Source organism: Sphingomonas sp. G5 (genome assembly GCF_052660795.1).
In genome coordinates, this window is sequence record NZ_CP109660.1 from 2,820,633 (window position 1) to 2,833,588 (window position 12,956).

Here is a 12,956-nt window from a genome sequence, read left to right on the forward strand (position 1 = left end):
TGAGGGCATGAGCACCGTCGCCCTCCCCCCGCTCGCCGAGATCCTCGACTCGGCGCGCGTCGTCTCCCTCCCGCTCGCCGCCCGCTTCCGGGGGATCGAGACACGAGAGGCGCTCGTGTTCGAGGGCCCCGAGGGGTGGACGGAGTTCTCGCCGTTCGTCGAGTACGCCGATGCGGAAGCCGCGACCTGGCTCGCCGGGGCCATCGACTTCGGGTGGCGTCCGTCACCGCCGGCCGTGCGCGACCGCGTCGCCGTCAATGCCACGATGCCCGCGGTCGCGGCATCCGAGGTGCCGAGGATCCTCGCCCGGTATGACGGATGCCGCACGGTCAAGGTCAAGGTCGCCGAGGCGGGCCAGACGCTTGCCGCGGACGTGGCGCGCGTCCGAGCGGTCCGCGAGGCGATGGGGCCCGAGGGACGGGTGCGCGTCGACGCGAACGGTGCGTGGAACGTCGACGAGGCCGAGCGAGCGGTCCACGCCCTCGCCGAGTTCGACCTCGAGTACGTCGAGCAGCCCTGCGCCGAGATCGACGAGCTCGCCGAGCTGCGCGAGCGGATCGACTATCTCGACATTCCGATCGCGGCCGACGAGAGCGTCCGCAAGGCCGCCGACCCCCTGCGTGTGGCGCGTGCGGGTGCCGCCGATCTGCTCGTCATCAAAGCTCAGCCCCTCGGCGGCGTCCATGCGGCGCGAGAGATCGTCGCGCAGGCGGGACTGCCCGCCGTGGTGTCCAGCGCCCTCGACACCTCCATCGGCCTGTCGATGGGGGTGGCGCTGGCGGCGGCGCTGCCCGACCTCGACTACGACTGCGGACTCGGCACCGCCTCGCTGTTCACGGTCGATGTCGTGGGATCTCCCCTCGTGGCCCGCGGTGGAATGCTGCCGCTCGAGCGCCCCCGCCCCTCGTCGTCCGATTTCGATCGGGTGGCCGCGACGGACGATCGACGGGAGTGGTGGCTGGACCGGCTGCGGCGGTGCTACGCCGCTCTCGAGATCACTCGAGGATGAGTCGCACGATCTGAGCGAGCCGCTCGCCCAGCTGACCGCGCGCGTCGGAGGGTGACGTTCCCGTCATGACGGCGGTCTCGGATGCCGAGATCCAGGCCGACAGCAGAAGCTCCGTCGCGGCGTCCGCGGGCAGGCGCAGAGTCAGCCCCCGCGCGTCGGCGATGTCGCGCACGAGCTGCGTGACACTGTCGCACAGGGCGCCGTTCGATGAGAGGTAGGCCGCCGCGAACTCGGGGTTGCGCAGGGCCTGCACGCGCGTCTCGGCGCCGAGGAGGACGTCGAGGCGGTCCTCGCCCGCGACCTCGAGTACTTCTTGGACGAGATGGAGGACTTCGCCCGTGGCATCCAGTCCGCGGTCCTCGATCGAGGTGACCCGGTCGCGGACAGCGGCGATCGTGGTCTCGGCGGAGCGGCCGCAGAGGGCGAGGAAGAGTTCTTCCTTCGAGCCGAAGTTCGAGTAGAACGCGCCGCGCGTGAACCCGGCGCGGTCGCAGATCGCCTCGACCGAGGCCGCGTCGATGCCGACCTCGGCGAACATCTCCGCGGCGGCGTCCATGAGACGCGTCCGGGTGTTCTCGCGCCGACGCGAGGGGGCGGGTGCGGTGTCGGTCATCCGCGTCTCCTGTTCTGGGTGGACGTCCAGCTAGGATCGCACCCTTCAGGTCTACGATACATTGATGTATCCGATACGGTGATGTATCGACTCGTTCACCGATCGTGGGAGCCGCCGTGTCGACATTCCTCTACACCCTGGGCCGCTGGTCGTTCCGCCACCCCTGGCGCGTGCTGACCGGTTGGCTGCTGATCCTCGCGATCGCGGGCGGCGGCGTCGCCGTGTTCGCGAAGGGCACCGACAACACCTTCGCGATCCCGGGCACCGAATCGCAGGCCGGTCTCGAAATGCTCGATCGCACCTTCCCCCAGGTGAGCGGCGCGAGCGCCGAGATCATCGTCGTCTCGGCCGAGGGCTCGAGCGTGCGCGATCAGGCCTACCAAGACACGATCCAGAAGGCAGAGGGTGGCATCGGCACGCTCGACTTCGTCGAGGCCGTCACCGACCCCTACGACGCACGGATCTCGGGCGGGATCTCCGACGACGGACGGGCGGCGATCGTCCGCATCCAGTTCGCCGGCGAATCGACCGCCGTGCCCGCCGACACGAAGGACGGGCTCCGAGCCGCCACGACGGCCCTCAGCACCGACCTCCCCTCCGGATCGCAGGCGATCCTCGGCGGCCAGCTGTTCGCCACCGAGATCCCCGGCGCCTCGCTCACCGAAGCCGTCGGCGTCCTCATCGCCGCGCTCGTGCTCATGATGACGTTCCGCTCGTTCCTCGTGGCCGGGATGCCGCTGGCCACCGCCATCCTCGGCGTCGCCCTCTCGATCGGGCTCATCTTCATCGCGACCGGCTTCGCCACCGTGTCGTCGACCACGCCCCTGCTGGCGGTGATGCTGGGCCTGGCGGTCGGTATCGACTACGCCCTCTTCATCGTGTCGCGACATCAAGACCAGACGCGCGCCGGAATGGACCCCGAGGAATCGACCGCCCGTGCCGTCGGCACCGCCGGATCCGCGGTCGTCTTCGCCGGAATCACGGTGCTCATCGCGCTCATCGGCCTGAGCTTCGCCGGCATCCCGTTCCTGACGACCATGGGCATCGCCGCCTCCGTCGCCGTGGCGATCGCGGTCTGCGTGGGACTCACTCTCACGCCCGCCTTCCTCGGGTTCGCGGGCCACCGCGTCGTGGGGTGGGGATACAAGCGACCCAAGAAGGGCGCTCACGGCGCCCCCGCGAACGACGACGACGAAGCGCGCGAAGCGGACGCCGCCGAGCGCGCAGAGAAGGCGAAAGCCGCCAAGGCGCGCGCCGAACGCAACGGACCGGCCACGCGTTGGGTGGGCCTGGTGACTCGGCATCCCGTGGTCACGACCGTCGCCGTCATCGGCCTGCTCGGCGTCACGGCGATCCCGGCCGCGTCGCTCGCTCTCACGCTCCCGAACGCCGGCCAATTGCCGAAGGGCGACGAGGCGCGCGTCGCCTACGAGCTGACCGACGAGTACTTCGGGCCCGGCGCCAACGGTCCCCTCATCATGACGGGCACGATCGTCACCTCGAACGACCCGCTGAACCTCATGACGAGCATCGGCGACGAGATCGCGAAGATCCCGGGGGTCGCGAAGGTGGCCCTGGCGACGCCGAACGCCACCGCCGACACCGGCATCGTTCAGATCGTGCCCGAGACCGCGCCCGACGACCCGCGCACCGCCGACCTCGTGCGTGCTCTCCGCGCCGCCGAGCCCCGCCTGTACGACCAGTTCGGCGTGCACCTGCTCGTCACCGGCTACACCGCCGTGACGATCGACATCTCCGACCAGCTGGGTGCCGCACTCCTGCCCTTCGGTCTCTTCGTGGTTGGCCTCTCGCTCGTCCTGCTGATGATCGTGTTCCGCTCCATCTGGGTGCCGCTGACCGCTGCCGGCGGGTACCTGCTCTCCGTCGCCGCGTCGTTCGGCGTCGTGGCCGCCGTGTTCGAGTGGGGGTGGTTCGCCGATGCCCTGCACGTGGCGAAGGTCGGCCCCATCATCAGCTTCATGCCGATCGTCGTGATGGGCGTGCTGTTCGGCCTGGCGATGGACTACCAGGTGTTCCTCGTCTCGCGTATGCGCGAGGACTACGTGCACGCGAACCGCGAGGGCCGTACGCCGCGCGAGGTCGCGCTCGGTGCGGTCCGCAGCGGCTTCTCGGCCTCGGCCCGTGTGGTGGTCGCCGCCGCCGTGATCATGTTCGCCGTCTTCGTCGCCTTCGTCCCCGAGGGCGACTCGAGCCTCAAGCCCATCGCACTGGGCCTCGCCGTGGGCGTCGCGGTCGACGCGTTCCTCGTCCGCATGACCCTCGTTCCGGCGATCCTCGCGTTGCTGGGCGCGAAAGCCTGGTGGATGCCGCGCTGGCTCGACCGGATCCTGCCGAAGCTCGACGTCGAGGGCGAGGCCGTCGAGCGCGAGGTGCGCCTGGCCGATTGGCCGAGCGAGCCCGCAATGGCGATCGCCGCCGACGATCTGCGCGCGATCGGACCGACGGATGCCGAGGAACCGGTGTTCTCGGACGTGTCGCTGCGCCTCGCCTACGGCGGCACCCTGCTGGTCACGGGCGAGACCCGCACGACGCGGACGCTGCTGCTCGCCCTGTCGGGGCGACTGTCGCAGATCGACGGACGACTGCGTGTCGACGGCCTCCTCGTCCCCGAGCGCGCCGGAGCCGTCCGCGCCCGCGTCGGAGTCGCTCTCCTCGACGACCCCGCCGCGGCCGCGGCTGACGTGGCGCAGGCCGCCGCGCGCGGTACGCGTGTGCTGCTCGTTTCCGACATCGACCGTCTCGACGACGATGCCCGCGACGACGTCGCCGAGGTGCTCCGTCGCGCCGCGACCGAGGCGCGGGAGCGCAGCGAAAACGATGCGTCGGCGTTCACCCTCGTCGTCTCGGCGCGCGACGAACGCCGCGCCCTGGCCCTCCTGGCCGAAGCGCAGCGACCGCACATCGCCTCCCTGCACCTGCCGACCCCTCGTCGTCACCGCACCGAACCCGAAACCTTCGCCGATCTCTCCGAGGTGTTCGCATGACTCTCCCCGTCGAGCGCTCCCGTTCGCGCCGCCCCGTCACCTGGCTCACGCTCATCGGCGTGCTGCTGCTGCCCGCCGTGATCGGCGGCATCCTCGTCGGAGCGCTCTACAAGCCCACCGACCGTCTCGAGAACATCACGGCCGCGATCGTCAACGACGACAAGGCCGTGGAGCTCGACGGGCAGCTCGTCCCCCTCGGGAGACAGCTCACCGGCGGTCTCGTCAAGGGCGCCGACGACCAGCCGAGCAACATCGACTGGGTCATCTCCAACGACGAGGACGCCGCGGCGGGGCTCAAAAACGGCACCTACACGGCCGTCGTGACGATTCCCGAGAACTTCACGGCCGCCTCCCTCTCGACCCGACCGGGCGAGACACCCGAGAAGGCCACGATCGGCGTGCAGACGGCGCCGAACGCCCGCGTCGTCGACGGCGCGATCACCGGGGCCCTGGCATCCACCGCCTCCAACGTCTACGGCAGCACGCTGTCGTCGCAATACCTGAAGAACGTCTTCCTCGGCTTCACGACCCTCAGCGACCAACTCGGTACGGCCGCGAGCGGGGCACACCAGCTCGCCGACGGCGCCTCGCAGGCGTCCCACGGAGCCGAAGGACTCCGCGACGGCCTCGGCCAGCTCTCGAGCGGTGCCACCGGCCTCGCCGACGGCGCCTCGAAGCTCGCCGCGGGAGCCGGGCCTCTGACCGACGGGGCGACACAGCTCTCGACGGGAGCGGGGGCACTGGCGAACGGGACGCGCTCCGCGGCGGCGGGAGTCACTCAGCTGGCCGACGGCAACGCGGAACTGGCCAGACAGATCACGGCCCTCGCCGCCCAGATCCCGCCCGGATTCGCCGAGGACGCACAGCAGCTGTCGGCCGCCGCGCCGCAGATCAACACCGCTCTCACCGATGCCGCCGCCGCTCTGCAGACAGCCGCGGACACGTGCACCGGAACCCCCGAGCAGTGCACAGCACTGCGCACCGCCTCCGACAACGCCAACGCGGCCCTGCCGAAAGCGAAGGCGACCGTCGCGCAGATCGGCGGTCTGTCGGCGGAGGCGTCGAAGCTCCCCGCCGGGTTCAGCGCCCTCGCCCAGGCGAACCAGAAGCTCGCCGACGGCGGCTACGACGCCGCGAAGGGCATCGGCACGATCGCGAGCGGCATGGACGGCATCGCGGGCGGAGCCACCACGCTCGCCGACGGCGCCCGCCAGTTCGGCACGGGAGCCTCGGCTCTGGCCTCGGGCGCCGGTCAAGTGGCATCCGGAGCCTCCGGCGCCGAGACCGGAGCAGGCCAGCTCGCGGACGGCATCACCCAGGTCGCGACCGGAACGGCATCCCTCGCGGACGGCCTCGACACCGCCGTCGCGAAACTGCCCACCTACACCGACGCGCAGGCCACGAACCTCGCCGATGTCGTCGCCGACCCCGTCTCGGCGTCGGGCAGCAGCGACTCGCTCTTCGGCGTCGCGGCGGTACCGCTGCTGGCGATGGCCGTGCTGTGGTTCGGAGCTCTCGCATCGTTCGTGGTGTTCCAGGCGGTCTCGGCCCGCGCTCTCACCAGCCGGCGTTCATCGGGTCTCGTCGCGCTGCGCGGCTTCGCTCCCGCGGCGGTGGTCGGAGCCGTGCAGGGAATGCTGGTCGCGGGCGTCGTGCAGGTGGCATCCGACTACGACTGGGGCGACTGGGCGTTGTTCGCCATGATCTGCGTGGTCGCGGGCGTGGCCTTCGCGGCCGTGAACCAGGCGCTCGTCGCGCTCTTCGGCGGTGCGGGCCGTTGGATCGCCGCGATCGTCGGCGCGCTCGCCCTCGCGACGAGCATCGTCTCGACGGTGCCGCCCGTCTTGGCGGCCTTCGCCTCGCTGCTGCCGACGGCCCCCGCATACAACGCGATGCTTGGCGCACTCTCGTCCGTCGGCGGCGTGGGAGCGGGAGCCGCGGGACTGGTCGTCTGGGCCGTGCTGGCGCTGGTGGTCACGACGCTGGTCGTCGTGCGTCGCCGTACGGTGTCGACGCGGGCCGCGAGCGCCGTCGCCACCGCGGGGTAGCCGGCGGCGCGCTCGCGCCCCGCGCCCCGCGCCGCCCGGCGCCCCGCGGTCCGCGGTCCGCGGTCCGCCCCGTTGAGTGTCCAAGACACCCGGACGGATTCGAAAATCGTCCGGGTGTTTTGGACACTCAAGGTGCGCGCGGGCCCAGATGCCGCGCGAGCAGTTCGCGAGGCGGCTCCTCCCCCGTGTTCACGCTTCCGCGCCTCTCCACAACGGGCGTCACGACGCGCGCGGGCTCGCATCGCGACGCGCTGAAGTAGGTGCGTGCAACGCCGACAACTCCCCGAAGAACTCGGGACGTCCTTCACTGTGCGCGAGGCGAAGCGGCTCGGGGTGCCGCGCGACCGGCTGACGGCGATGGATCTGCGCTCACCGTTCCACGGAACACGCACCTCGGTCCACCTTCACACCACCGCCGATCGATGCCGCGCCTACGAGCCCAGGCTCACCGCCGCGCAGTTCTTCAGCCATCAGACGGCGGCGCTTCTCTGGGGCTTGCCGCTGCCCGGCCCTGTACCGCAGCACCTTCACGTCTCGGCGATGCCACCCGGACGTGAGCCGCGTACGCGCGGCGTCATCGGGCACCGACTCGAGATGTCCCCCGACCAGCTGACGCTACGCCACGGCCTACCCGTTGCGAGTCCCTCGGAGACGTGGGCGCAGCTCGCCAGCACGCTCGGCGAGGACGACCTCGTCGCCGTGGGCGATGCGATCCTGACAGCCGGTCTCGCGGATCGCGCAGACCTCGTCGAAGCATCCGAGCGCCCACGCCGTCGCGGCGCGAAAGCGCTCGCGGCGGCGGTGCCGTTCCTGCGGGCGGGAGCCGAGTCGCCTCGCGAGTCAGCCGTCCGTCTCGTGCTCGTGCGCGCAGGTCTGCCCGAACCCGAGCTCAATTGGGTACTCCGCGACGCCGCCGGGCGCTTCGTCGCCCGCCTCGATCTGGCCTACCCCGACTACCGGGTAGCCGTGGAGTACGACGGGCGCCAGCACGCTGACCTCGAGCAGTTCCGTCGGGATGCCGACCGGTGGCCGGCCATCGCCGGACAGGGCTGGGTGCTCATCCGCGTGCTCGACCACCACCTTCGCGAGCCCCGAGGCCGCGTCGTCGAACCGACGCGGAAGGCTCTGCAATCACGCGGCTGGCCGGGCTCCCCCGTCGTCGGGTGAGCGTCCCCCGGGCGAACCCACGAACCCACGAACCCACGAACCCACGAACCCACGAACCCACGAACCCACGAACCCACGAACCCACGAACCCACGAACCCACGATGAGTGTCCAAAACACCCGGACGGATCCGAAAATCGTCCGGGTGTTCTTGACACTCAACACAAGGACAGAGCCAACCAGGGCGCCGACGGAGTTGTCAGGACATCACGCGCCCGGGCCGCCACGCGCCCGCGCACAACCCGCACACACATCACCCGCTCGGGACGCCACGCGCACGGCATCACGAGCACGGGCCACCACACACCCGGGCACTACGCACACGAACACCGCCCACGCCACGCCCCGGGGGAGCAGCCCGCGTCAGGTGGTCAGGCCGCTGTAGGCGTGCAGGCCCTTGAAGAACACGTTGACGATCGTGAAGTTGAACAGCACCGCGGTGAAGCCGATGATCGACAGCCAGGCGGAGCGGGTGCCGCGCCAGCCGCGCGTCGCGCGGGCGTGAATGTATCCGGCGTAGAGCACCCAGATGACGAAGGTCCAGACTTCCTTCGTATCGAAGCCCCAGAAGCGGCCCCACGCGTCGTTCGCCCAGATGGAGCCGGCGATGAGGGTGAAGGTCCAGAAGATGAAGCCGACGATGGCGAAGCGGTACGCCAACGACTCCAGCGCCTCGGCGTTCGGGACGGTGCGCAGGAAGCTGCGCTTGGTCTCGGCATCCGTGGGACCGTCGAGCAGCTTGCGCTCGCGGCGCGTCTGGATGAGCTGCACGACCGACAACCCGAACGCGAGCGCGAACAGGGCCGTCGCGAGGCTGGCGACGAACACGTGCACGACCAGCCACACCGACTTCAGCGGGTCGGCCAGGGGCACGACCTCGACGTGGAAAGCGAGGGTCGCCCCACCCAGCAGCAGCACGGCCAGACCGGTCATGAGCGAACCGAGGAAGCGCAGGTCGTAGCGCGTCAGCACCACGAGGTAGACCGCGATGATCAACAGCAGACCGGTCAGGGCGAACTCGTACATGTTCGACCACGGCACGCGTCCAGCCGCGACTCCACGCAGCACCGTCGCGACGAGGTGGAAGACGAAGCCGAGCGCGGTCAGGACCGTGCCGAGTCGCGCCCAGAGGTAGCGGGGCTTCGCCGACGAAGCGGATGCCGGAGCCCCGGAGCCCGACGAGATCACTCCCCCGCCGCCCGCGGTCACCAGCTCTCGAGCGACGATCTGGTCTTTCGCCTTCAGCGCGAGGTCTGAACGACGGGCGAGATCGATGGCGTAGGCGATGAACGCCAGCACGTAGATGGCGACCGCCGTCCACACCAGGAGGAGGGAGATCTCGTCGAGGAGAAGCGGGTCGGTTCCGGGCATGGTGTCAGTCTACTTTTCCGGTGTCGGGGTGGCTCTGGGAGGGAAGGGTCGCGCCGTGCTTGTCGGCGAGCTGATCGACGGCTGCGGCGAGAGTAGGGTCTTCGCCGCGGGCCAGGCCCGCGTATTCGATCTCGACGCTGCCGTCCCGCGGAGTCGCCTTGACCCACATGCGCCGGCGCGGCACGAAGAGGGCCGCGAGCAGACCGAACAGGGCGAGAAGCGCGAAGCCCAGAACCCAGGGACCGGCGAGGTCGCGGTGGATCGACAGCGACGCGAAGCGTTTGACCGACTGCTCGTAGCCGACGGCTCCGGGAGGGGCCTCGTTCTCGAAGGTGATGGTGCCGAGTCCGTTCGGCAGGTCTTCGGTCTGCCCCGGCATCAGCTGGATCGCGGGGTTGCCGCTGTCGCCGCCCGCGATCTGCGTCATCTTCGACGGGTCGAGCGTGTAGACCGACCGCGGCGTACCGTCATCGATGCCGAGATCGCCCTCGTACACGCGAAGCGTGAGCGTCGGGTACTCGAGGGCGCCGTAGGTCGATGTCAGAGCACCCGAATCGAGCACGTCCATCGTCGGATAGAAGAACCCGAGCAGGCCGAGCTGCTGCGGAAGCCCGTCGGCGACCTTGATGACGCCGAGCGAGGTCATGTTGGCGTCCTGGGGCAGGAACGCGACCGAGTCGTGGAACACCTCTTTGCCGTCGGCGTCGCGGATCGTGACGGTCGGGGCGTACCCGTTGCCGAGCAGGTAGACGCGGTCGCCCTGCACATCGAGGGGGTGGTTGACCCGCACTTCGCCGTCCTGCGCATCGCCTCCGGGTGTCTGGGTCGTCACGTGCGCGACGAAGTTGCCGGCCTGCCCCGAGCCGGGCTGTCCGGGCGGGACGTAGGTGACGTCGAACTTGTCGAGGGTCATCGAGTACGGCGTCAGGGTGTCACCCCCGACGAATCGACCGGGATTGAACGAGGAGTAGTCGAGCAGGCTGTTGCTGAACGCCTGTCCTTCCACGAGCACGCGCTGACCGGTGTAGGTGAAGCCGCCGCCGACGCCCACCGCGATGAGGACACCGACCAGAGCCCCGTGGAACAGCAGGTTGCCGGTCTCACGCAGGTAGCCGCGCTCGGCCGACACCGAGAAGCTGCCCCGGGAGTCGTAACGCGCCACGCGATAGCCGCTCTTGCGCAGCTGGGCGGCCGCGCTCTCCACGGCGGCCGCGGCCACGGCATCCGTGTCCGCGTCGACCTGGATCGTGCGGGTGCGGTGGTCGTCCAGTCGCGACAGTCGGGCGGGGGTGCGCGGAGGCTGCGAGCGCAGGGCCTTCCAGTGGTGCTTGGTGCGCGGCAGCACGCAACCGATGAGCGAGATGAACAGCAGGAGGTAGATCGCCGAGAACCACGGCGAGCTGTACACGTCGAAGAGGCTGAGCTTGTCGAGCACCGGTGCGAGATCGGGGTTGTCGGTGAAGTACTGCGTAACGCCGTTGGGGTCGGCGGTGCGCTGGGGCACGAGCGAACCGGGAACGGCCGCGATGGCGAGCAGCAGCAGCAGCACCAGAGCGGTGCGCATCGACGTCAGCTGGCGCCAGCCCCAGCGAAGCCAGCCCACGACCCCGAGGCGCGGCTGCGTGACCTCGTCGGAGGTCGAGTCGGCGTGGTCGGAGGGACGCAGCGGGTCGGTCACGGTGTTACCTCGGTCGGAACGATCAGAGCGGGAGCTGGACATTGCCGATCACCCCCTGCAGGGTCGACATCCACTGGCCCCAGAACCCGGTCACCATCAGCAGGCCGAGCACGATGAGGAGCGCTCCTCCGATGAGGTTGACCACGCGGATGTGCGTGCGGACGAACGCCACCGACTTCGTCGCCCATCCGAATCCGAGGGCGAGGAGCAGGAACGGGATGCCGAGACCCAGCGAGTACGCCAATCCCAGGAGCGCGGCCCGGCCGGGGTCGCCCAGGTTGTACGACACCGACAGGATCGCGGTGAGCGTGGGCCCGATGCAGGGCGTCCACCCGATGCCGAGGGCGATGCCGAGGAGCGGGGCGCCGATGAGGCCGAGGTTGCTGCGCGACTGCATCCGGATCGAGCGCTGCGCGAGGCCGAAGAGACCGATGAACACCAGCCCCATGAGGATGATGACGACGCCCATGACACGGGTGATCACGTCGGCGTACTCGACGAAGAAGCGACCGAGCGCTCCCCCGAGCACGTTGATCGCCATGAACACGAGGGTGAACCCGGCGATGAACAACAGGGTCCCGCCGAGCAGGCGGCCCTTGCCGGAGGCGGATGCCGAACCCCCGCGCGGCGCCACGGCACCGCTGATGTAGCCGAGGTACCCCGGCACGAGCGGGAGCACGCAGGGCGAGAGGAAGGAGATGAGGCCGGCGGCCAGGGCGATGGGAACGGCGATCCACAGCGCCCCGTCGAAGACGAGGGCGCCCGGGCTCACGCGTTCTCCGCGACCAGCGTGCGCACGATCGACTCGAGGATCGAGGCCTCGGGCAGCTCGCCGACGATACGCGCGGCGACGCGGCCCTGCTTGTCGAGCACGAGGGTCGTGGGGGTGGCGTTCAGGGGTGCCGCGTCGGTGAAGGCGAGCTTGAGCTGCGCGTCCCCCACGGCCATGGCGCTGGAGTACGACACCCCGTGATCGCGGGCGAACGACAGGGCGGTGGCCGGCTGGTCGTACGTGTTGATGCCGAGGAAGGCGACGTCCTGGCCCTGGAACGTCTGATACGCCTGCTCGAGGCGCGGGGCCTCGATGATGCACGGGCCGCAGGTGGCGTACCAGAAGTTGACGACGAGCACCTTGCCGGCGAAGTCGGCGCTCGAGACGGCGGAGCCGTTGTCGAGAGAGCCCGTGAATTCGACGGGGTCGCCGCGGTTCTCGGGAGGGATCTCGGTGGTCTGGAAACCGTTGGCGGCGATGTAGCCCTTGTTGTCACCCTCGCGGTACTGCGCGGCGAGCGGGTCTTCCGCGCACGCGGACAGACCCACGACGAGAGCGACCGCGGCGGCGATCGACCCCGCGTCGGTGAGGAATCTGCGCATCAGACGGCTCCTACATCGACGGCTCCGGCGGTGCTCGCCGGCTCGGCGTACGCCACCTCGACCCAGCGCGTCGAGCCGTCGGCGCCGTCTCGCCGTTCGAAGCTCGTCACGCTCGACAACGCGCAGCGGCGCTTGCGGGGGTCGTGGCGGGTGGGTTGGTGGGACAGGGCGAGGTGCGTCACCCAGATCGGGAGTTGATGCGACACGACGACCACATCGCCCGAGGGGACGCGGTCCCAGGCGTCGGTCATCGCGGAGGTCATCCGGGCGACGATGCGCTCGTACGGCTCGCCCCAGCTGGGCACGGACGGGCGGCTCAGGTGCCGCCAGTTGAGGGGGTTGGCGAGGGCCTGCTTCATGCGCCGCCCCTCGAAGACGTTGGTGGGCTCGATGACCCGGTCGTCGATGTACGGCTCGATGTCGAAGAGCTCTTCGAAGGGCTCGGCCGACTCGCGGGTGCGCTGGAGGGGCGAGACCACGAGGGCTTCGACCGGGCGGTCGAGGCCCTTCACGTACTCGGCCGCCTGACGCGCCATCCGGCGCCCGTCTACGCTGAGGCCGAATCCGGGGAGCCGACCGTAGAGCACGCGACGGGGGTTGTGGACCTCTCCGTGGCGCACGAGATGAAGGCGGTCGGCGGGCACGGCGCCAGTCTACGGGCGGGTTCTGTGGTCTGACTGAGTCCGGATGCC

10 protein-coding genes are annotated in these 12,956 nt (G+C 70.2%); 4 read left to right on the top strand and 6 right to left on the bottom strand.

Annotated elements, in window-relative coordinates; all coding sequences use genetic code 11:
• Nucleotides 1–7: 7 nt before the first annotated feature.
• Nucleotides 8–1,009, top strand: coding sequence for an o-succinylbenzoate synthase (locus NE358_RS13590; RefSeq protein WP_289939345.1), 1,002 nt, complete (start codon nucleotides 8–10; stop codon nucleotides 1,007–1,009).
• Here the strand turns inward: NE358_RS13590 and NE358_RS13595 are convergent.
• Nucleotides 996–1,622 carry a TetR/AcrR family transcriptional regulator gene (locus tag NE358_RS13595; protein ID WP_289939347.1) on the bottom strand — a complete coding sequence of 209 codons (627 nt, stop codon included), beginning with the start codon at nucleotides 1,620–1,622 and terminating at the stop codon, nucleotides 996–998. The two genes, NE358_RS13590 and NE358_RS13595, sit on opposite strands and share 14 nt — an antisense overlap.
• Nucleotides 1,623–1,738: 116 nt before the next feature.
• Here NE358_RS13595 and NE358_RS13600 point away from each other — a divergent pair, with 116 nt between their 5' ends.
• The 3 genes from NE358_RS13600 to NE358_RS13610 all read left to right on the top strand — a co-directional run bounded on the left by NE358_RS13600 (nucleotide 1,739) and on the right by NE358_RS13610 (nucleotide 7,842).
• A complete protein-coding gene (locus NE358_RS13600; RefSeq protein ID WP_289939349.1) occupies nucleotides 1,739–4,627 on the top strand; it encodes an MMPL family transporter in 2,889 nt (962 codons plus the stop codon).
• The gene (locus NE358_RS13605) at nucleotides 4,624–6,675 is read left to right on the top strand and encodes a YhgE/Pip domain-containing protein (RefSeq protein WP_289939351.1); all 2,052 of its coding nucleotides are present in this window, start codon (nucleotides 4,624–4,626) and stop codon (nucleotides 6,673–6,675) included. Before NE358_RS13600 ends, NE358_RS13605 begins: the two co-directional genes overlap by 4 nt.
• A 264-nt stretch (nucleotides 6,676–6,939) precedes the next feature.
• Nucleotides 6,940–7,842 carry an endonuclease domain-containing protein gene (locus NE358_RS13610; RefSeq protein WP_141377560.1) on the top strand — a complete coding sequence of 301 codons (903 nt, stop codon included), beginning with the start codon at nucleotides 6,940–6,942 and terminating at the stop codon, nucleotides 7,840–7,842.
• A gap of 362 nt (nucleotides 7,843–8,204) precedes the next feature.
• On the opposite strand, the gene ccsB is transcribed toward NE358_RS13610, so the two are convergent.
• Genes ccsB through NE358_RS13635 form a run of 5 tightly spaced genes read right to left on the bottom strand, consistent with a single transcriptional unit; the run spans nucleotide 8,205 to nucleotide 12,908 of the window.
• Nucleotides 8,205–9,212, bottom strand: a complete 1,008-nt coding sequence (gene ccsB, locus NE358_RS13615; protein WP_103205861.1) for a c-type cytochrome biogenesis protein CcsB — start codon at nucleotides 9,210–9,212, stop codon at nucleotides 8,205–8,207.
• Nucleotides 9,213–9,216: 4 nt separating this feature from the next.
• Nucleotides 9,217–10,890, bottom strand: coding sequence for a cytochrome c biogenesis protein ResB (gene resB / locus NE358_RS13620; RefSeq protein WP_499317952.1), 1,674 nt, complete (start codon nucleotides 10,888–10,890; stop codon nucleotides 9,217–9,219).
• A 22-nt stretch (nucleotides 10,891–10,912) separates the two neighbouring features.
• A complete protein-coding gene (locus tag NE358_RS13625; protein WP_141377558.1) occupies nucleotides 10,913–11,662 on the bottom strand; it encodes a cytochrome c biogenesis CcdA family protein in 750 nt (249 codons plus the stop codon).
• The gene (locus tag NE358_RS13630) at nucleotides 11,659–12,264 is read right to left on the bottom strand and encodes a TlpA family protein disulfide reductase (RefSeq protein WP_289939358.1); all 606 of its coding nucleotides are present in this window, start codon (nucleotides 12,262–12,264) and stop codon (nucleotides 11,659–11,661) included. The genes NE358_RS13625 and NE358_RS13630 overlap by 4 nt, the downstream gene beginning before the upstream one ends.
• Nucleotides 12,264–12,908 carry a histidine phosphatase family protein gene (locus tag NE358_RS13635; RefSeq protein ID WP_103205857.1) on the bottom strand — a complete coding sequence of 215 codons (645 nt, stop codon included), beginning with the start codon at nucleotides 12,906–12,908 and terminating at the stop codon, nucleotides 12,264–12,266. The genes NE358_RS13630 and NE358_RS13635 overlap by 1 nt, the downstream gene beginning before the upstream one ends.
• Nucleotides 12,909–12,956: the final 48 nt, after the last annotated feature.

Bases quoted from the DNA above. Each gene is read 5' to 3' on its own strand.
- NE358_RS13630 (WP_289939358.1), bottom strand. From the start codon at position 12,264: ATGCGCAGATTCCTCACCGACGCGGGGTCGATCGCCGCCGCGGTCGCT.
- NE358_RS13595 (WP_289939347.1), bottom strand. From the start codon at position 1,622: ATGACCGACACCGCACCCGCCCCCTCGCGTCGGCGCGAGAACACCCGG.
- NE358_RS13590 (WP_289939345.1), top strand. From the start codon at position 8: ATGAGCACCGTCGCCCTCCCCCCGCTCGCCGAGATCCTCGACTCGGCG.
- ccsB (WP_103205861.1), bottom strand. From the start codon at position 9,212: ATGCCCGGAACCGACCCGCTTCTCCTCGACGAGATCTCCCTCCTCCTG.
- NE358_RS13605 (WP_289939351.1), top strand. From the start codon at position 4,624: ATGACTCTCCCCGTCGAGCGCTCCCGTTCGCGCCGCCCCGTCACCTGG.